14 protein-coding genes are annotated in these 20,649 nt (G+C 38.0%); all 14 read right to left on the bottom strand.

The window, feature by feature from the left end; translation table 11 throughout:
- Positions 1-470: 470 nt before the first annotated feature.
- The 14 genes from BT105_RS14770 to BT105_RS03875 all read right to left on the bottom strand — a co-directional run bounded on the left by BT105_RS14770 (position 471) and on the right by BT105_RS03875 (position 20,605).
- Positions 471-4,553 carry a dockerin type I domain-containing protein gene (locus BT105_RS14770; protein ID WP_177243921.1) on the bottom strand — a complete coding sequence of 1,361 codons (4,083 nt, stop codon included), beginning with the start codon at positions 4,551-4,553 and terminating at the stop codon, positions 471-473.
- Between the two features lie 389 nt (positions 4,554-4,942).
- Positions 4,943-8,074, bottom strand: coding sequence for a type I restriction endonuclease subunit R (locus BT105_RS03935; protein WP_072299526.1), 3,132 nt, complete (start codon positions 8,072-8,074; stop codon positions 4,943-4,945).
- Between the two features lie 15 nt (positions 8,075-8,089).
- Entirely contained in the window at positions 8,090-9,061 is a 972-nt protein-coding gene (locus BT105_RS03930) for a hypothetical protein (RefSeq protein WP_072299525.1), read from the bottom strand.
- Positions 9,062-9,076: 15 nt separating this feature from the next.
- A complete protein-coding gene (locus tag BT105_RS03925) occupies positions 9,077-9,898 on the bottom strand; it encodes a hypothetical protein (RefSeq protein WP_072299524.1) in 822 nt (273 codons plus the stop codon).
- 38 nt (positions 9,899-9,936) lie between these two features.
- Complete coding sequence (locus tag BT105_RS03920; protein ID WP_072299523.1) at positions 9,937-10,254, bottom strand: hypothetical protein; 318 nt, start codon at positions 10,252-10,254, stop codon at positions 9,937-9,939.
- Positions 10,255-10,298: 44 nt separating this feature from the next.
- Positions 10,299-10,916, bottom strand: coding sequence for a LapA family protein (locus BT105_RS03915; RefSeq protein ID WP_072299522.1), 618 nt, complete (start codon positions 10,914-10,916; stop codon positions 10,299-10,301).
- A 1-nt stretch (position 10,917) separates the two neighbouring features.
- Positions 10,918-12,144, bottom strand: coding sequence for a restriction endonuclease subunit S (locus BT105_RS03910; protein ID WP_072299521.1), 1,227 nt, complete (start codon positions 12,142-12,144; stop codon positions 10,918-10,920).
- Positions 12,141-14,075 (bottom strand): type I restriction-modification system subunit M, encoded by a 1,935-nt coding sequence (locus BT105_RS03905; RefSeq protein WP_072299520.1) that lies wholly within the window; start codon positions 14,073-14,075, stop codon positions 12,141-12,143. The genes BT105_RS03910 and BT105_RS03905 overlap by 4 nt, the downstream gene beginning before the upstream one ends.
- Before the next feature lie 454 nt (positions 14,076-14,529).
- The gene (locus BT105_RS03900; RefSeq protein WP_072299519.1) at positions 14,530-15,291 is read right to left on the bottom strand and encodes a hypothetical protein; all 762 of its coding nucleotides are present in this window, start codon (positions 15,289-15,291) and stop codon (positions 14,530-14,532) included.
- 548 nt (positions 15,292-15,839) lie between these two features.
- A complete protein-coding gene (locus BT105_RS03895; protein WP_009987393.1) occupies positions 15,840-16,037 on the bottom strand; it encodes a helix-turn-helix domain-containing protein in 198 nt (65 codons plus the stop codon).
- Between the two features lie 80 nt (positions 16,038-16,117).
- Positions 16,118-16,330: a helix-turn-helix domain-containing protein gene (locus BT105_RS03890; protein WP_072299518.1), complete on the bottom strand. Its 213-nt coding sequence runs from the start codon at positions 16,328-16,330 to the stop codon at positions 16,118-16,120.
- Between the two features lie 153 nt (positions 16,331-16,483).
- Positions 16,484-17,395: a tyrosine-type recombinase/integrase gene (locus BT105_RS03885; RefSeq protein WP_072299517.1), complete on the bottom strand. Its 912-nt coding sequence runs from the start codon at positions 17,393-17,395 to the stop codon at positions 16,484-16,486.
- Positions 17,388-17,603, bottom strand: a complete 216-nt coding sequence (locus BT105_RS03880) for a helix-turn-helix domain-containing protein (protein ID WP_072299516.1) — start codon at positions 17,601-17,603, stop codon at positions 17,388-17,390. The genes BT105_RS03885 and BT105_RS03880 overlap by 8 nt, the downstream gene beginning before the upstream one ends.
- 392 nt (positions 17,604-17,995) lie before the next feature.
- A complete protein-coding gene (locus BT105_RS03875) occupies positions 17,996-20,605 on the bottom strand; it encodes a DEAD/DEAH box helicase family protein (protein WP_072299515.1) in 2,610 nt (869 codons plus the stop codon).
- Positions 20,606-20,649: the final 44 nt, after the last annotated feature.

Genomic DNA, 20,649 nt, shown 5'->3' with positions numbered 1-20,649 from the left:
ACTCTAAAAAACACTCAGTGATTCTCAGCGATATTTCGAGGGAAAATAAACGCGTTGCTGCACGGTTGCTGCAATTGGATAAAAAAGGGCATAAAAATAAGCACTTCCGAATGCTCGAAAGTGCCGATATTACGTTGGTTGCGGCGGCTGGATTTGAACCAACGACCTTCGGGTTATGAGTGTTATATAGAAGGAGTTATACAGTATCGCACTCTTTCACAGTCATCGATAAATAGCCTTTTATGATTGGGTAACTAGTTCAGGGGATGCAATATAAAGCACATCATATACCTTCAATAACGAAAATATAACGAAAATCTTTTTTAAACCTTTTTCAGTCAAAAAAAATCAAAACTGGATATAAATAAGAATAATTACACATAAAAAGAATCATACTGTAATCCCCTCCAGTGTTTCTAATGCACTGAAGGGGATTATTTGAATTACATTATTGTAGTTTGACTTGTTACCTAATTTGCTTCCTTTTTCGCAAGGAATGCTTCCAATGACGTTATATCTTCTTTTGTTGTTGAGACATAAGCATAATATGAAAGAATACATGAAGCATCTACTGCATTTATCATTCCATCACAATCTACATCTGCTGCCTTTTTTTGATTATTATCAAATCCACCATCTTTATTTGTTGATATCATCGCGTAATACGATAGAACTGAAGAGGCGTCAACAGCATTTATCTGTCCATCGTTATTAACATCACCAAGTTTGTAATTTGCTGGTTTAACAGGCTGTGTAGTTGTCGTAGTATTATTGGACGATGTTGTTTCGTTAGTACTTGTAAAAGAATAAGTTGTGCTTGTCGTTACAGTTGTTGTGTTTGTACTATCAGAAGTACTTGTTGTAACTGTAAGCGGTTTGACCTCAACTTTTAATTGAACTACATTAGATTCAGAGTCAATTACAGATATAATGGCAGAGCCGATGCCTATAGCTGTAATTATTCCTTTTGATGATACGACTACTACAGATTGATTATTTGACTTGAATGTTACGTCTTTTCGGTTTACATTTATTGTATACTGATCTCCGTCGATAAGAGTTAAACTTGTTTTATCAATTTTTAATGGTGGAATTGTAGTAGTTGTAATAGTAGTCGTGGCAGTAGTTGTATTCGTCGTATTCGATGTTGTCATATTAGTGGTAGAGGTAGTAGTTGTTGTGCTAGTAGTGGTTGTTGTAGTTGTAGTAGTAGTTGTAGTAGTACTTGTAGTAATAGTTGTTTGTATGATTTCAATAAAAGCATCATTACTCTTGTCTAGCTTCATTTTGCTTGATATCTTGGGATTGGGATTGTTCTCATTATATATACCCTTAGTAAATAAATATGCCTGTGCGAGCTTGCCTTCTTCATTTATCAGATTATTCATAAACAAGTCGCCTTCTTCATATCGAATGTCTATTGGATAAATGTCGCCAACCTTAACATCTTTAGGTAGTTTAAGAACAAAAGAGAATAATGTTTGGCTGTTCTTTTCTTGTTTTCTCAAATCCCCAGTTGCACAAACAAATAATTCCTTCATTCCGTTTTTTATACTTTCTGAATGCTCACTTTTCCAAAAGCAATCCTTAGTAACATCACCTTCATAGACAAAAGAATCATTATATGGGTTAGTTTCTATTTCAAGCCTTGAATCATAATATATATGGAAACCAAATGAGCCATAAGAATCAACTAAATCGCTATTTATAAAGTCTACGTCACAGCGTATTCTGTCTCCATTCACATAATTCTGTATATCATCTAACGTAATCCTTTTATAATCAGATATCCCATAATCAAACATAACACATACTTCAGGTTTAATTTTGGATTTACTAATTTCACCATCAGAATAACCGCCATTTTCAGTATATACAATGTTTGTCATATCTTTATATGTATCAGCAATGTATTCATCCAGTGTTCTTTTATCGTTTTTAGACTGCACCATCTGTTTCCATACATAATAATTTCTAATAATTGATGCATCTATCGCATTGATTATACCATCTTTATTAACGTCAGCCGCCAACTTTTGTATTTCGGTTAATTCAGGCTCACACCCTATAGCTGATTTAGCATAGTCAAGCATTATCAAATTACAATCGCTACCATCAATAAGACCTTCATTACTAACATCACCAAGTTGGTATATATATATCTTAACAACTGCATAAACAAATATTCCATGTTTCTTATCAATAATTGTATTTCCATATTCATCAATTAGATTATCTCCATAGTATTCCAATGCAATATCATATGAGAAATCTTTATTCTTTGTTCCATTAGAATAATAATCATAAGTTTTCTTTGGTGAATCTTTATCAGAAAAACCGACCTTATCGGTTATATCATAATCCTTAATTTGCCCATCTTTATATTTGACATGAACAACAACATTTTTTATTGTGCTTTTGTCAAACGAGGTATCACTACTACTGTAGATTTTCTCAATGTAATCAACGTCAGCATCTACCGATTTTATTGTGTTTGTTATGTTTTTATTTATTGTTGTAGTGTTAATGTTAGATTTGGTTGTAGTAGCAGTTGTTGTTGTAATATCCGTTTCATATTTAGATTTGGAAACTTTGACAGATGCATTTAGACACCTTCCATCAGAGAGCAGAGCATATACTGTTGCATTTCCTTCTGAAATACATTCAACAAGTCCTGTTTTATCAACTTTTGCTACTTGGGCATCAGAAGATACCCATGTTATCGGAGAAGCATAATCTTTAACTGAAAGTAGAGTTGCATCATTTTCTGTTAAGACGATTTCACTTTCAGAAAGGCAAGGATTTGAAGACTGTTCAGGTTCGTAAACATTTACAAAACAATTTATTCTATCGTTTCCTGTTTTTACAGAAATAATTTCAGTTCCAATATTTAACGCTCTAATATAACCCGTATCTTGAAAATCAATATATCTATTGGTCAAATAATTTGTATCATCTTTTCTAATTGAAACCTCTTTTTTTGTTTCTGTAGAATACATCTTCAAATAACACGTTTTTCCCTTTGGAATATTGATCTCATTATCACTAAAATAATTGTCATATCCAACAGTAACTGAGCATGCTGCTCTTGAATCAGAACAAATAGCATAAATCATAGCGGTTCCTTTTCCAACAGCTTTAACATATCCATTTTCATCAACAGTAGCAACTGATGTATCATTTGAAATCCATTCAGGCTTTCCGGTATAAGTTGTATCTAATAATATTTTTTCTATTTTTCCTATTTCATTAAATGAAAGACACGTTCTATCAAATTTTGATATCGTTCTTCCAACTTCAAACGCCAATTTAGGATAATCATCCTCAACGTAAAAGAACCCGTCTCCGAGAGCAGTTGCAAATTTTTGACTTTTCATATATGTTTCACTCTCAGATACACTACCAGAAGAAGAAGAAGGTTTACCAGTGCCCTCTAAATAATATGTGTTAGTACAAGAATATCCATCAACTATCGCATAAGCATTAGAATCCGTATCAGCATAAACTTTTCCTATGTTATAAGCGTTATGTACTCTTCCGCCAATTCCATATCCCATTCTAAATGTCCCTCTTATTAAACCAGTATTATAACAATCAGTTACATAACACCCAATGCATATTCCTCCTGCAACACCGCCTGATATATTACTCTCGTTTTTACATTGCCAAATTGTACTATCTCCATAACCGCAAATACCAGATGTATAATGATAATACATTTTATTAGAATCTGTCCGATAAAAGTTTTTTATATTTCCGCTGTTAAGACAAGAAGTTATTTTAGTTTTTAATCCATAACCACAAATTCCACCTACACAACAAAGAATTGTAGTATATTTATCATCTATATTGCTTTTTACATCAATAGCAATATTATTATGACAATGAGTTATGTTACTATAGTAATCATAACCAGCTAAACCTCCGACATACATCGGTCGGGTAATATCATCGGCATAAGCGGAAATTGTCCCTTGAACAGAACAGTTTTTAATCGACGAATTCGATGATTTATCTACCATGCCGCCAATAATAATACCATCTTCATAATCCTCTTCAGCATGTATATAACTTATAAATACATCATCCAAATTTAGTTCAGATATATATCCTTCTTGTATTTTTTGAAATAGCCCACCAAAAGTACTGTAAAAGCCTGAAATACAATGATTATTACCTAAAAAAGATCCTTTGAAGTTTTTTATTTGCGGACATTCCTTAGGATTCATTTCTTTCCACTTATCACGTATAAACACATCATTCATGTTAATATCATTGTCAAGGATAAATGTTCTTCCATATGTATCTTGTCCCTCATTTACAAGTTCAGCCAATCCTGCAAGCTGTTCGGGGGTCGATATATGAAATTCTGTATTCTCTGCATCAAACCAACTTATATCAGCTGTACCATCCCAGATATGTATCTCTTCTGCATTATCTGCTGCTTCAACAGAAGCTATAGTATTTTTATTAGCAAATGAACTCGGTAATACCGAGAACATTATACCGACTGATAACGCAATCGACACTATTTTTTTTAATACACTTTTCAAAATAATCATTCCCTTCAAGTTATCTTATCTAACCGAAATCTTGAGCTTAAATATCATATATGACATATATTATTAGCCGGTACAACGATATACTTAATGTATATTTGCACTTTAAAAATACAGAATTATATAGGATAATCTACTCAAAGGCACCAGTTTACTTCACTATTATAGTACGTTTTATAAGCTTAGTCAATAGATTTTGTGAATATTTAACAATTTATTTATACTATTTGTCATTGGTAGAATTATTAGATTTATCATTTATTTTAATATATTGATTTACAATCCTTCCAAAATAACGAGGACGGCTCATCAAGCCGTCCTCGTTTAACATTTTTTCTTCAACTAAAATTAATATGCGTACACCCACAATTCCTCAAAACCATTTATGCAATATTATATCTTGTATAGAGATACTCATAGATTTTCTGCCTGTAAACAGATATACTCACTTCATCATAGCTTTCAGGAAGTTCTGCCCACAATGTATCTCTTATAAGATTATCAACCGCTGCCTTTGTCTCCTGTTTATCCGTCCAATGGTCAAGCTCAGCAATTTTAGCTTTGACTTTATTTAGAAGATTAACAGCTACTTCCTTTATCTTCTTGATATCATTAGGCGATAGGTTCTCTTTGAACAGCATATCATACATCGACAATTCTTCATCACTGTTGAAGCCTTCACGGACATATCGTTTTTCCTCTTTATCAAGGCTGCTGGCAAGATCCATAAGTTCCATAAAGGTTTTTTCTATCTTTGTACGATCCTGTTCGCTGTTATAATCGGTTATGATCTGTTGGTAACGATCATAATAGTTTATACGGTTGGGATTGCCGAAAACCATTTGATTAAGCTTTAGCAGTATTACTTCTTCAAGGTCTTTCATGACAAGATTTTTATGCTTTGCCTTTGCAAACTCTCTGCTGAGAAGCTCGAAGTTTATCTTACTTATATCGAACTGGCGATTATTCTCTGTGATATTAGGATTAGCGTTTACAGTTACATACTGATTTATGATATTATTGATTTCAATCATAAGGTCAGTAGTATCTGTATGCTTACGCTTTTTCTGTATCTCAGAGTATATAGCTGCAATGGCTTCACATTCTTTTCGTGTAGCTCCGGTTATATCAGATCTGTCTGTATATTTGATTAGACGTCCTATTTCAGAAGCGTATGTAGTAAATGTCTTCCTGTCTTCGATACTTCCACATACAATATCTGCAGCATCTCTCAGAAACTGCATCTTTTTGAATCCAGAAGCATCAATGATATTCTGTATGCTGAAACCCCGGTTTTTGAAGTATTGCTTGACCTTTTCAATTGTTTCAAGAATTCGCTCTATAAGCTTATCCTTATCTATTGTAGGATCATCGCCGCCTTTGCCCTTATTAGCCGTATAGTCTGCAAGAGCTTTTCTCAAAGCCTTTACAATACCAATATAGTCGATGATAAGACCATTGCTTTTACCTGCATTAACACGATTGGCACGGGCGATAGTCTGCATAAGGGTATGAGCTTTTAACGGCTTATCCAGATAAAGGCATGAAAGACACTTAACATCAAAACCAGTCAGCCACATTGCACATACGAAAACAACTCTTAGCGGATTTTCGGAATCCTTGAACTCCTTATCAAGTTCTCGCTTTTCCATTTTGGTGCGGTGTGTTTTGATATCCAGCTTCCATTTATCAAAGGTCTGAATTTCATTCTGTTCCTGACTGATTACAACAGCCATTTCTGTTTCACGCATCCATTTGATTTTACGTTCAAGCTCCTGAGCTTCCTGTTGAGTTGCGTCTTTCAGCCGTTTTGTCAGCAGCTCTATCTCTTTGTCCCAGTATTCCTGTACGTAGTCATACATACGAACACATGTCACTTTATTAAGGCAAACAAACATAGCCTTTCCGCTTGTCCATAGGTCAGAATAATGCCTTACAAAGTCTTTGGCAATGGAGCGTAGTCTTGGCTCGGCGGTCAGCAGATGTATCTCCTTGGCAAATTCAGCTTCAAGTTTATCCTGTTGATCGGGATCAATGTCTGCATTCTCGATAGCATCAAGTATCTTATCTGTAATGTCGGGATTGCGGAGGTCTTCGATCTTCTCTCCTCTGTTTTCATAGTACAGCGGAACTGTTGCACCGTCCTCAACAGCACGCTTGAAGTCATAGATAGAGATATATCCACCAAATGTTCTGGCGGTGATATTATCGCTTGAAAGAAGCGGTGTTCCTGTGAAGCCAATCCTTGAAGCAGTGGGGAGCAGTTTCATCATATTATCTGCATAAACTCCGTACTGACTACGGTGTGCTTCATCAGACATTATGATAATGTCATGGTCAGGATAAATAGGCTCAACATCGGGCTTATTGAACTTCTGTATAAGAGTGAATACAAAGCTCGGATTCTTCTCCAGTTTCTTTACAAGGTCTTCACCGCTTGAAGCAATAAACTGTGAAGCCTTAGTCTTGCCAAGCAGTCCACAGTTTTCAAAGGTATCGCTTATCTGCCTGTTGAGATCGTCACGGTCGGTAAGTATAACAATTGTGGGAGAACCCTCAAACTTTCGGCGTATCTTCTGTGAGAGGAACAGCATGGAATAGCTCTTTCCACTGCCCTGTGTATGCCAGAAAACACCGAGTTTGCCGTCATTCAACTTTCTGTCAGCGTAAGCCTTTACGGCTTCGTTTACTCCGAGATACTGATGATTTCTTGCAAGAATCTTTGCAGTATGTCCACCAGAATGATCGAAGAGAATGAAATTTTCGAGAAGGTCAATAAAGTTCTCTTTCTTGCAGATACCTCTCAGCATTGTTTCAAGCTCAACGCTACCCTGATCGTCCTCAGCAAGTCGTTTCCATTCGTGGAAAAACTCATACTTGCTTTCGAGAGTTCCAACCTTCGCCTGCATACCGTTTGAGAGCATAAGGAAAGCGTTATAGTAGAACAGCTGAGGTATAGTTGACAGGTAGTCTGTATAGTTATCATAGTAGGCATTCTGAACGTCAACATCTGTGCGTTTCAGTTCCACAAACAGAAGCGGAATGCCGTTTACAAAACCGACTATATCCGTTCTGCGGCGGTAGAGATCACCGTGTATTTTCAGTTCCTTGACAGCTAGAAAATGGTTCTTGCATGGCTCATTGAAGTTGATGACCTTTGCTTTTTTTGTCTCGGTTTTGCCGTCGGGACGTTTCACCGTTACAGGTATTCCGTCACGGATATAGTTGTACTTCTCCTCATTGATCTGGATCAGTGAAGCAGTTGACATATGCTCGGTCATGCGCTTTTCGGCTTCGGTGATTTGAGTATCGGTTATCCAGGGGTTAAGGTCTTTCAGAGCATTACGAAAATACCGCACAAGCAGTATCTCTTTATATGAAGTTCTGCCGAGTGTGCCGTCTGTGCCGAGTTTTTCTTCGTTATAGGCAAAAACAACGTCCCAGCCAAGCTCATCTCTGAGAAGATCTCCTGCAGCGCCCTGGACAAGTATGTTTTCGGAATAATCGTAGCTCATAGTAAACCTCCCTTTTTAATAAATGGTATTCAGGTATTTTACAGTATTTAGCAAGCGGCGCATATAATCAAGATGTATTACTGGCAAAATATCATTAACTTTTGTTTCTTTTTTAAAAAAACGCTTCCTGTTTTTGACACAATCTAATCTTCCTTGTGTATAGTCGGGAAAAAGCATATATCGTTCAATAATTTCTTTGTTTTTATCTATATCAATGTATACACTTGCGAACAATTCCCAAGCTCCATTATGAACCGCTTCATTTCGTAAGGATTCGATTAGTTTTATGGTTTCACTTTCCTCAAATATGGTATCAGAAACGGGTATTTTTTTTAGTTTTTTTCTGTCTCCCCATAGTTTTTCAGAACTTACAAGTTTTTTTAATTTGTTTAGTTCATTTTTAGAAACAGGATTTTCAAGTTCATATATAAATTTACAAATCAAATCTAAAATCGAATACGCTTTTGTAAAATATGTTTCAAGAATAAATGCTAATTGTCTACTTTCGTAGGAAATGATTCGTGCTGGCGGAAAATCAACATTCTCAGATAATAGAGCAATCTTAGATATGTTAAAATAATAATTCTTAAAACAAAAATCCATATATTCCACTAAGTTTTGAATAGAACTAATCAAATATTGGCAGTCAGAAACATATATGTGCGTATTCAAGTCCGGAATATATTTCTCTACTTTCTCCTTAAGTTCTAAATATTCGTCTTTCCCTATAATAACACTTGTTTCTTGTCCACCACTCATAATACCAATTGGTATGTTTGCTTCCTCTTTATAATATGAATCTATATCTGAAAAGTAAATATCTCTTATCTTGTCATATAATAAGACAATTTCGTTTTGAAGATTTATATATACTTCATCATTTGGATAGAATGTATATTCATCAAATGCTTGTATATAAAACTCCAAATCATTATTGTTGATAAGAAAGCTATCCTCTTTTGCAGTACCATTTTTCAAGTATACCATCAGAACTATTCCCTCTTATCCTTTATTATCTTCAATGATATTTTTCAGTTGCTTAACCTTAGCATTACGATCAGCCTGATCTAAAGTCATAAAAGCATACAGGCACATATCATATATCTTGTCGTACCATTCCTCAAGTTCTTCTTCAGGCATTTCAGCAACTGCTTTCTTATATTTGGGTGAAGAAACTTCAATATTGTTATGACGAATGTTCAGATTATTAACAAGATAGAATATATCATCTTCAAGTGACTTATTAAGCCCTTTAAGTTCAGTCCTCTTTGATTCCAACCGATCTGCGAGCAGCTTTAGTGTTGCCTGTTTTCGAGCAAGATCGCCCTTCATAGAATGATGATTATACTCGACAACCTTATACGACAGATTTGCTGGAAGCATTTCAGATACAACAATGGCAGGTTGTGATTTTGGAACAAAGATTGTCAAATTATCTTGACTTGTTTCCATATATCCAATCAGCTCTATTACCTTTCTGATTTGAATTAAAAAATCTCCACCTTTATACCAATTATTATCATATATATTGACGCTATTATATTTTGCAATATTAAATAAATATTCACAATAGCTTACAAGATGATTAATTTCAACATTGTCTGCTCTACTAAAAAAATTGAAACCATAGTATTCATCAAAATCTGAAAGGGTTAAACAAGTTCCTTTGAAGGGAAGTTTATTAAAGTTATATTCACATACGTTTCGAAATGAATGGCTATGATTACTTTTCTTTGAATTAAACATAGTATACAAACGTTGATATTCTTTTGTAATATCAACCTTAGCGTCTTTCAATACCTGCGCAAAGTTTCTTCTTTCCAAATCTCACACCTTCATTTCTTATTTCATAGACTTGCTATTCACTGCATACTCTCTTCCAATAATTTCTTAACAACTTCCTCGCCGAACTTTTTCACTGCGTGCTGATACATTCCTTGCTGATACTCAGTGAGTTTTCCGTACAGAACTTCATTTGAGATGTTTTCCCACGGTGTTGGTGTTGTTTCGTATCTACTTTTTTCTACGCCCCTTATTTCTGAATTAGCAACATTCAGCGATTCTCTCAGAGCATCTATCATTCCTTCTCTATTTGGGGTGCGTTTTTGCGTTTCAAGTTTTATGTATGCTTTTAGAAAGTCAATTTGCTCTTTCATTTCTTTAGGATCATTTATGTCCATATTAAACCTCCATTTCTCCGCTCATCAGCTTAAGAAAATTGTAATTATTTTTTCGGAAGATTATTTTCTTCTTTTATCTTATTAATTGTATCATAAATCTTGTCATAGTCATCTTTGCTTTTCATTCTTGTCCAGTCAGATTCAAGCATCATAACAGTTTTATTATCAGTGTATGGCTTAATCATTTTTATATCCAAATCAAATGAACTATTTAAAAAAATAGGCTTATAGACATTCATATAAAGCATAAAAACAAATACTATAAGAACAATAAGCGGACCAATATCTATTCGTTTTTCTTTCTTGTATTCTTTTGAAAGATTATCTTCTTTTTTCTTATTAGCATTATTATCTGTTTTTAAAACTTCTATTTCTTTTTCGAGTTTCCTTATCTCTCTATATTGCATAATTGGTCTAATTGCTATTGCTAATGCCCAACCCACTAAAAACGAAACAAACATAGTCAAAATTGTGTTTATGCTGAACTTAGCAGCATTTGTATATACATAATTTGATAGCGTTTCTATAACGTTTCTTCCTATTCTAGGAACAGTATTTATGATATGCTCAACAAAAAACCACAGTAATGATGTGAACAAGCCAATTAATATTTCTATTTTATACTTTTGCCAAATGTTATCTTTGGGTGCTTCTTTCTTCACGTTAAACCTCCACTTCTCCGCTCATCAGCTTAGGCAGCAGACGGTCACGGGCTTCTGTTGCATTTTTAATTATGCTTACAAGAGAAGTAATTTTATTATGAATAGGCAGTATAGCAGATTCAAAATCAATTATAAGTTTTTCTGTAGGACAAATTATCCCATAACTTTCTATAACACGTTTCGGTAATTCAAGCTGATTCGTTGATCCCTGTCCTAACGTCATCAATAATGGTTGTAAATACTTGAGTGTCAAGAAAAGAAATTGAGAGTGATCTGGTTTTTTCGCTCTTACCAATGTAACATGAGAATCAAAAGTTGTATCAGGATAATCACCAAACACTTGACCTACTCTGCCAAGTGTTCCCGAACCTGTTGAGCATATTACTATATCACTATCTTTCAAGTTCATATCAGCAGGATACTCTTTTTCCTGTTGGCGTGATTCTTTAATATCCATGATTGTCTGCCTGATACATTTTTGATTTATGACAGTATATTTGCCTTTATCATTATACTTTGGGGAAATACCTCTTCTTAATACAGAAGACATATCAAGTATTGTCTTTTTCTCCCACCCCTCCGGCACACCGTCAACAACCTTAACGTTCTCATATCCGGGGAAGTGCAGATCGACGAACCACTCTTTATAGAGCCTTTGTGCCGCTTCTTCAAGGAGCTTTATCTGCTTCTGGTTGTTTTCGATAAGGTCGTCGTAGGCGGAGAGGATTGAGGCTATGCGGCGTTGGATTTCAATGTTTGGAAGTTTACAATTATATTCTTTGATTGATGATATTGCTATTCGCATTTGGTTAGCAGCACCACGACCTCGCATTTGAATGAAATGCTGAAATTCATAATATTTTGATAAATATCCGAGATAACCTTGATCAAGCACATCAGAATCTTTTGTTCTCATACATACAGCATTTTGATTAAGATAATATCCCTCAACCATACTGTTTACCACACACGACCTTCCTGCCGCTGAATCCTTTAAATTCGGATGTGAACCAACAGTTGCAATTATAACATCGCCTAATTCAAGTTTGTTTTTCGCATATTTTTCTGCTGCTGAATACGGTAAATAATCAATATCTGACAATGCAAAGCCTGAAGGCTTGCAATTTGTTACTTTTAAAACAGGTAATCCTGTGAGTACATATTCTTTATCGCTCCACGCACCGCCGTTTAAAAAATCGCATATTTCTCCAAGTTTTACTGTTGTCATATCCCCAACTCCTCCATATTCTTCGATATGGTATCCATAAGGGAGTTGGACTCACCCTGCAAAGCAAGCAGTTCCTTGTGTATCTCAGCCATACGCTCTGCAAAATCAACGCCGTCGTCCTCAACAGGAGCAACGCCCACATAAGCACCGGGAGTCAGCGACCAGCCTTTTTCCTTTATATCGCTGATCGTTGCCGCCTTGCAAAGCCCCTCTATGTCCTTGTATTCGCCCTCACCGAACTTTTCATACAGCCAGAGATAGTCCTGTATAAGGCGGAGTATATCCTGTATAACAGCCTCGAAGTCGTTGTAGCTTTCCTCAATGGCTTTTTTCTTTTTGGGAGTATCCTCTATAGCTATTTCCTTGGTACGCTTTGCAGAAACAAGGGTTCTTTCCTTAAGCTCGGAAATAATCTCATTGCTGTATTCGGCAGTAAGTTCCTTTGTAATTTTCGGCATTGCGCCCTCGACATGATGATAAAGTGCCTGTCCGACACAAGCAACAAAACCTTCAGCTTCAGATGACTCATTTATATTATTTAACGCAGAAGTAATGCAACGGCGATATTCATTTATCAGTGATGTATACTTGTCAGTTTCACCGCGATGCAGCCATACAATAGCGTTGAGATTTTTGAGCTGCCATTCGCTCCACTCATTAAGAGTGCGATCAACTACGGTATAATAATTTCTTGCGTCAATGAACAGGACCTTGTCCCTGATACTTTCACTTTTCGCCTTGTCAAAGAACCATAGCGAACACGGCAGAGACTTGGTATAGAAAAAGTTATTGCCGACCGAGATCATAACATCAACGTCACCTGTTTTTACCAGCTGTTCACGGATATCCTTGTCCCTGCTCTGACTGTCCGTAGCCGAAGAAGCCATAACAAAACCGGCTCTGCCCTTATCGTTGAGATAGGAGTAGAAGTAGGATATCCACAGGTAGTTTCCGTTGCCGACTTCCTTGTTCTTATTCACGCCGGGCATACCAAAAGGCAGACGACCTGCATTCTCGCAGGATTCAGCCTTGACCTTGTCCACATTAAAAGGAGGATTCGCCATAACATAATCGCACTTGCCGTTGAGGTTGTGTGCATCATGGTAGAAAGTATTGGCTTCATCGCCTGACTTGATAACACCTGTTAGACCGTGTACAGCCATATTCATAAGACAGAGCTGAGCGTTGTACTCAACCTTTTCCTGTCCATAGAACGTCATGGCACTGTTAGCGTGCATACCTGCGGCATTTACGAAGTCACCGCTCTGAATGAACATACCGCCGCTTCCGCAGGCAGGATCAAGCAGCGTTCCACTTTTCGGCTCTATGATATTGACTATCATCTTAACGAGGGACTTAGGGGTAAAGAATACTCCGTCGTCCTGAGCGATGTTCTTTGCAAATTTATTCAGGAAATACTCATAGATACGTCCAACGATATCTCCGTCTATATCATCGAGAGCACTGTTATTGAAGATACGGAGAAGCTCTGAGAGCAGCTCGTCCGAGAATATAGTGTAATCCTTGGGCAGTACACCTGTGAGCTGTTCGCTCTGCTCCTCCACAAGCTGCATAGCATTGTTTACTACTTCACCGAGACTGTTCATGGTATGACCAGCACGGTTCTTGAGTTCAGCCGCAGCTATATTCTCAGGCAGATTGACGAGGTACTTGTATTGAGCCTCTTCGGGAAGGTAGAGTGCACTCTTGGCAGCGAAATCACTTGCTTCAACAGGCATAACACGTCCGCCACGCTTGGGACGGTCTTTCAGTATCTCAGCTTCAACCATTTTGAAGCGGCTGTAAGCGTATCTGAGGAAGATAAGTCCAAGTACGGGCATACAGTACTGATTTGATGTAAGTTTTGAGCCTGCACGAAGTAGATCAGCCGATTCCCACAGCTCTGCTTCAAGTTTTCTTATATTGATCATAGCGTTCTCCTAAAAATGCTTATATTTATTAAAATTATACCATATTTCGCACAATTAATCAATAGCTCTTAAAGAATTCATACAATCCATAGCATACATAGTGTATGCCATGGTTGTATTTAAGAGGAAAACCACTCCGCCTTCATAGATTACTTTTCTCTTTTCCTTTCTATGTACGCATTCAATGATCTTTGCATACCGGAGAGACTAAGAAAATAAATTACACATTGATATCTCATTCTAATATATCCTTTAGCTGTATGTAGCATTAGACCTATCTATCTTAAGCCTTTAAGGAGAGTTCCTGAAGAAACTTGTCAAGTGCATATCTGGCATAAAAACTCGTTTATTAATCTGCATAACGTGGAAATGGCTTATTGAATAACGAGACAAAGTGATTCCCTGTAGCAACCGCCACAGGGAATCTTTCACTTTACAAGTTACCGGGACGATATCAAAAGCCGTATCTCCATTTTATCTGTTCACGAATGTACCGCATATTCTTAGCATGAATGTACTCCATTTCAGGATCGATAGGCATATAGTCTACCGTTGCAAAGACATCATTCTGCGATTCAGGAAAACCGCAAGCAAACTTTTGCTCAATCTGAGCGGATTCTGCTTCTGAGAGCTCATAGCTTGGTTTAAGTCCAAGTATCAAAGCTATGACATCAACGGAAAGCCCTGCATTCAAGGCGTTGAATACAAATGTGTTTCTCAATGAATCGTATCCAAGCTGTCTGACATGAGCTGCGTTGATCACCTGACTATACTTTCTTGAAAGTATATACCACTCCATAAGATCTCCATTCTCTTCAACAAGTATGTACGGAGTATTACGTATAGTGTGAAGCGCACACCACTGTACAAGCTCACGTCCTGTCTTTATAGGAAGTAAAAGCTTACGATAACAGCCAGTTCTTACACAATTAGGTGAGCCACATAGTGGTAAAGGATTATCATATCTCACCTCGCTTATACAGAGCTCACAGTATTCATCATCGCTGTCAGCATAATAATGAAGTGAATCCCAATGCAGACCTTTGATCTCGTCGATACTAAGCCCTGCATAAAGAGCTAGCCTTATGAAAACTCCGATGTCATACTTGTAGCTAGTAGCTACAAGAGTAGACGTTTCTTCAGGTGTGAACCATCCAGCATGTATGCTTGATCCCACCAATCGCTTCATAGTTGCAAATAGTTTTTTCTTTTCCATAACTGAAACCTCCTGTTACTATATAATTGACGGGTAAAACCTTGTTAGCCAGTAAGGGTTTATTTGAACTTGTTACTTATAGCTATACTTAAAGCAATAATTAGAACGTATCTTTCATTGCCGCAAGCGACATTTGTATATCCATACACAGATGCATTCGCATCTGTAATAATAGTGGAGGGACTGACTCCCTCCACACCTCCTGCTTTAGGGGCTTGCCCCTCACATTTCGCTCTGACTTCGTCATCGCCAAATGTACACCCCAATCTCTTCTCGTTTCTCAAGTGTAAATACCTATGTAATATTCCACTAACAACTACTCTTCCTGAATAGCAGGGCACTTACTATCAGTCACGGAGCTCTTCTATCAACGCCCCTCCCTTACGCCGTATATATTGCTGCTGCATAATACTGGAATGTCGGGGATGATCGAGTGCAGCCATTATAACTGCACTCGTACCTTTTCTTTTCTAACTGTCAAGCTTTTCAGATAATATATCCCAGATACCCAAATCTATATGATTCGACGATTGGTTATAACTATATACTTATCGAGCTGATTTCTCACTTATGTATCTGCGGATAGAGTCAGCTGTTATCTTGTAGCGGCTGCCTATTTTGATGGCTTCAAGCTCCTTTCTGTATATAAGACCATATACTGTTTTGGTACTTACATTAAGGTAATATGCAGCCTCCCAGACCGTTAAGACATCCTTCTTAGTAACAAAGATGATGGGGTCTGTCATGGTAAACACCTCCTTTCACCGTTCATTTCAATGTCCAATCGACATAGGGATATGTATCCCCAAGCAGATCATAAGCAACACTATTCACTCTCGTTCGCCCTGTTTGTGTTATTCTCAACCCATTCGATATAGCTTTCTCTTGCAACTATCATACGCTTTCCGACGATAGTTACAGGGATATCTCCACTCTTAAGCAGCTTGTAGCTGCTGCCGAGTGATATCCCAAGATGTTTACTGATGTCACGTGCCGAAAGCATTTCCGGCAGTTCATCATATGACATAGCTTGTTTCATATTGAAACCTCCTGTTACTTTAAGTATAGGGAAGCTTCTGCATCCTTGTCAGGGATCACAGAAGCTTCCATTATGTAAATAGGGGAAATGATATGAATGATTTTCATACAAAACCGGATGCAGCCATTGCAATCACATCCGGTTCATATGTTTTCATGGATTAATCGTAGCCATAGCAATATACTCTCCTTTATTCAGAGTGATCTCATATGGAGAAGTTGGCTCAGGGAGTACGATTTGTCTGCTCTTCTCACAGATCCACTTGGCTATGAAGTTCAGTCCTTTCTGAATGTCGTTTATCTCACATGAGAGATCTTCAAAGTCAACAACAGAAAGATGAAAGCTGCCATTCTCCGGTGTAACTATTACCGGATACGATTTGCCGGTTCTAAGCTCAGGAATGGTAAAGCTTGTCATCTGTGGGATCTGCTGTATAGCTTCTCCTGAAACAAAATACCGGCTGGGCTGTACGCCTATGATCTGAGCTACAGTATTGCTGTCTACGCCTGCCTTTAGTGAGTTGTATACAAATGTATTCCTCAGCGCATCGAATGGCAGCTGTCGGACATTTGCCCTGAGCAGAATAGTGTAATATTCTCTCAGGAATGTCTCCATGGCGACAGGATGTCCCATGTTATCAGTAATGACAAACTGAAAGGTGTCAAACACATTTCCGTTCTTGATTATGTCAGTATATTGAGCATTTCTCAACTGACAAAGCTCGTATACAACATTCATGGGCAGCGTTATTAATCGGAAACAGCTTGGCTTTTCCACGCTACCGTTGTCAAAGGACATAGGAAGACTTGTTATTGTCTTGTTTATGATGAGTGTGTTATTGGGACCTAAGTCATCCCAACGAAGGGCAAGAAGCTCTCCAAGTCTTATTCCAATTGAAAGAGCAAGTCTTATCAGAACTCCATACCTGAAGCTATAGCTCACCCGATATACAGCATCAACTTCCTGATCCGAAAAATGATCGAAGTTTGCAGTGCCTATGATTTCTTTGGCAGCCTGTATTACCTGTGTTTCCTGTGTTTCCTGTGTTTCTTGTTTCTTAGCCATTGTTCTTTCCTCCTGTAGTATTATTCTTAAGCCATTCGGTAAAATGCTCACGTGTTACCACTCTGCGTTTACCGATACGTGTTACGGGGAAATCATCCTGTTTGAGCAACTTGTAACAAGTGCACAGGGATACCCCTAAGTGTTCGCTCATGTCCTTAGCTGAAAGCAGCTGAGGCATTTCTGCTGTTGGTTTGTTGTTCTGTTTCATTTTAGAATCCTCCTGTTAGTTTATTTGGAATCCTCCGTATCCTTAACAAAGATCACAGAGTCTTCCATTATATAATAGTTGTATTGTTTTCATTGAAATCAATTGTTTTTTGATTCCTGTCTGTAATGACAGCCTGTACGGCTGTTCGTCATGTGTTTTGGCTTATGTCATGTCAGCAACCTCCTTCTGTGAATGCGGAATCCTCTGTAACTTTGGTAACTGTTATAGAAGCTCCCATTATATAATAGTTGTATTGTTCTCATTGAAATCAACTGTTTTTTGATTCTGAGCCGTTACGCTGTCCCCTGTACGCCCTATACTTATACTCACACCATGAACTGAATCGCTCCTCGCCAAGGCAGGCAGGCCTAAGAGCACCTGTAAAGATACTCTCAGTCACCGAAAGTTCGCATTTTCAGCCTGCATTGCTTTAACGGCAGATTTGAGAACAGATGTACATTGCAGTCATGAGATACCAGTCTCGCCCTGCCTACAGCCTGTTCCGCCTCACTTTCTATAAGGTACAGCTGTATCTCCCGCAGTAGAGGATCCTTGAACGTCATGAATGAGAAGTTGAACCCGTTACGCTCTATACGTCTTACAGCGAGAGTATCATCTGTATTGAGATCACCCATTATCATCGCCCACAGCTTATACACATACTCAGGACGGTGGAATGTGCCTATTACTGTAAGATCGCAGCCTGCTAGTCCGTTAATACCTTGAGCTGCACCGAAGTACATCTCTCCAAATTTAGCAAAGTCCTTGAATGTGATGATATTGCTCTTGTTTTCGTACTTCTTGCGCAGTTCTGTTATGATATCACGATTCTCAGTCAAGCAGCTCTTGCTGTATGAGCGGTCATGATGAAGATACAGCTTCCCCTTGTATTTCAATTCACCAAGATCCTTGAAGGAATAAAGCTGATTGCCTAACAGCTTTCTGTACAGCATTTCGTTTACGGTTGCTGAGACAATAGTGCAATTGCAGATGGGGATCGGCTGAGTTTCCACAAAGTATACCTCATCATCATCGTCCTTGTGATAAAAACAGCGTGCTCTCAATGCAGGGAAGATGGCTGAATAATTATCACGGCTTATCCTGCGGCATATCAAAAGTCTTTCTTCATCATCAAGATATTCTTCATCTATCGCTTCAATGACTTCATAGCCGCTTACATTGGTAATACGCTTTAATTTAGCAATCGAGACAACAGAGAAAGTATCTTCCTCTTTGTTTTCGTCCAGCACATCCATTATGTCAGATATATTCACCTGCCTGATCTGTATCATAGACGGTAATATGTCCTCGTCTATAATTACATTCCTGCATCTGAGATAGTCAGGCTTCATCTTGAGTAATCTGGCATGGGTGGTTATTATAAGCTGACCCTTATACTCCCTCAGTCGATCCATTTTGTCAAGGTAAGCATGAGCGATCTCCTCTTCACACTCCCTGAGAACGTAGTTGATGTTCCTGTCATTGCCTACAGCGTACATATGACGTATAAGCCTAACAGTTTCCGTGTCTTTAAGTTCTTGAAGCAAGTCTTCTATAATCGGTGTAGTGATATAACTGATTTCCCTTTTCTCAGCTTCAGCAGCAACAGCGTACATGAGCTTTTTGTTAGGGACAGCAACTATGGTCTGACGCTCAGATTCCTTGATCACGCTGAGATACGCATATGTCTTTCCTGCTCCTGTGGGAGCTTTTATTATCTTCGTTCCGGGAAGTCTCATTGACTCTTTTATCCCTTCATGAAGCTCACGGCGCATCTCGTCTATATCCTTATATACAGGCTCATTATCAAGCTCAATAATCTTTCCGGATGACATCTTCAGCGTATACACCATATTGGACTCATGGTCGCACTCCTGAGCGTAAGGGCAGTAGTCGTCACATCTCTGAGCTTTGTAGTCATTTCGACAGGCGAACTCGATCTGAACTTCCTTTCGGTCTATATCATCATACTGACTGCTGTACTTGCAGAATGTATCAGTGATAAGTGATTTACCACCTTTGATGTGTATCAGGTTCAGGGCCAGTCCGAACCACTCCTCGTGGGGAAGTCTTCTTCCATTCCTGAACTCATTCAGTAATCGGCAATATGTATCGCCTGATATATCAACCTGAGACGGCTTGTCTCTGTGTTTCTTCTCCGTATCTCTGTACTCTCTTGTGATGTCCTCACAGCTCTCTGAGAATAGCAAACTAACACTTTCTGACGATTTTTGGGTGCGAACCATATTATTATATATGGTGATCATCCTGAAATCGTAACTTTCAGTCATTTCTTCAGCAGGGCTCTCCGACTCCTCCGCAGGAGGAGGGAGGAGAGAGGCACCGGAAGATAAAGATACGGAGTTGGGAATGAACGCAAAAGTGTTGTTCCGAAGAACAACATGTGACTTCTTGGCTATACGCTTAAGTATGTGCATCTTATTCTTGGGATCATTCTTTTGAAGATACGCAAGAGTGCTGATAAGAAGATCATGGATACTGAAAGAGACATCGCTGCAGATGACATTCTTCCCCGGATAATAGAGCTTACTGAAATCCTTGGAGGATTTATCCACCTCAGGGAACACAGTACACAGACAGTACTGCACAAGCACAGCAAGATCCTTATCGTTGACCTCCTGACAACACAGAAAGACGAGCCTGAATTTAGACCAGTTCACAGAACTGGAAGTCTCATAGTATATCGCTATGGGAAGCTTGTAATATTCGGCTCTGGCTTTTGCAGTATAGATATCAATACCGCCATCGAAATCGAGAGCGAAGAACTGAATTGCTTCCATTTCATCCTGGCTTTTATGGTCCCCCTTGAAGGTAGCAGGACAGAAGACCCGCATATTATATATAGCATCAGCCAGTTCAGCAACACTGAGTTCACGGCTATATTTAGGTATAAGCTTAGTTATCTTCTTGGTAGAAGCATTCATGACTGATTTGTCCTTCCCTTTGAAGCTCTTTGGATAGACAGAGACTTTGTACTTCATTACAACAACTCCTTCATGATTATTTTGTTTACAAGATGTTGTAA

The organism is Ruminococcus flavefaciens (assembly GCF_900119075.1).
GTDB lineage: Bacteria > Bacillota > Clostridia > Oscillospirales > Ruminococcaceae > Ruminococcus > Ruminococcus flavefaciens_Q.
This window is presented reverse-complemented; position numbering and strand designations above follow the sequence as displayed.

Bases quoted from the DNA above. Each gene is read 5' to 3' on its own strand.
- BT105_RS03935 (WP_072299526.1), bottom strand. From the start codon at position 8,074: ATGAGCTACGATTATTCCGAAAACATACTTGTCCAGGGCGCTGCAGGA.
- BT105_RS03930 (WP_072299525.1), bottom strand. From the start codon at position 9,061: ATGGTATACTTGAAAAATGGTACTGCAAAAGAGGATAGCTTTCTTATC.
- BT105_RS03920 (WP_072299523.1), bottom strand. From the start codon at position 10,254: ATGGACATAAATGATCCTAAAGAAATGAAAGAGCAAATTGACTTTCTA.
- BT105_RS03910 (WP_072299521.1), bottom strand. From the start codon at position 12,144: ATGACAACAGTAAAACTTGGAGAAATATGCGATTTTTTAAACGGCGGT.
- BT105_RS03905 (WP_072299520.1), bottom strand. From the start codon at position 14,075: ATGATCAATATAAGAAAACTTGAAGCAGAGCTGTGGGAATCGGCTGAT.
- BT105_RS03900 (WP_072299519.1), bottom strand. From the start codon at position 15,291: ATGGAAAAGAAAAAACTATTTGCAACTATGAAGCGATTGGTGGGATCA.
- BT105_RS03895 (WP_009987393.1), bottom strand. From the start codon at position 16,037: ATGACAGACCCCATCATCTTTGTTACTAAGAAGGATGTCTTAACGGTC.
- BT105_RS03890 (WP_072299518.1), bottom strand. From the start codon at position 16,330: ATGAAACAAGCTATGTCATATGATGAACTGCCGGAAATGCTTTCGGCA.
- BT105_RS03885 (WP_072299517.1), bottom strand. From the start codon at position 17,395: ATGGCTAAGAAACAAGAAACACAGGAAACACAGGAAACACAGGTAATA.
- BT105_RS03880 (WP_072299516.1), bottom strand. From the start codon at position 17,603: ATGAAACAGAACAACAAACCAACAGCAGAAATGCCTCAGCTGCTTTCA.
- BT105_RS03875 (WP_072299515.1), bottom strand. From the start codon at position 20,605: ATGAAGTACAAAGTCTCTGTCTATCCAAAGAGCTTCAAAGGGAAGGAC.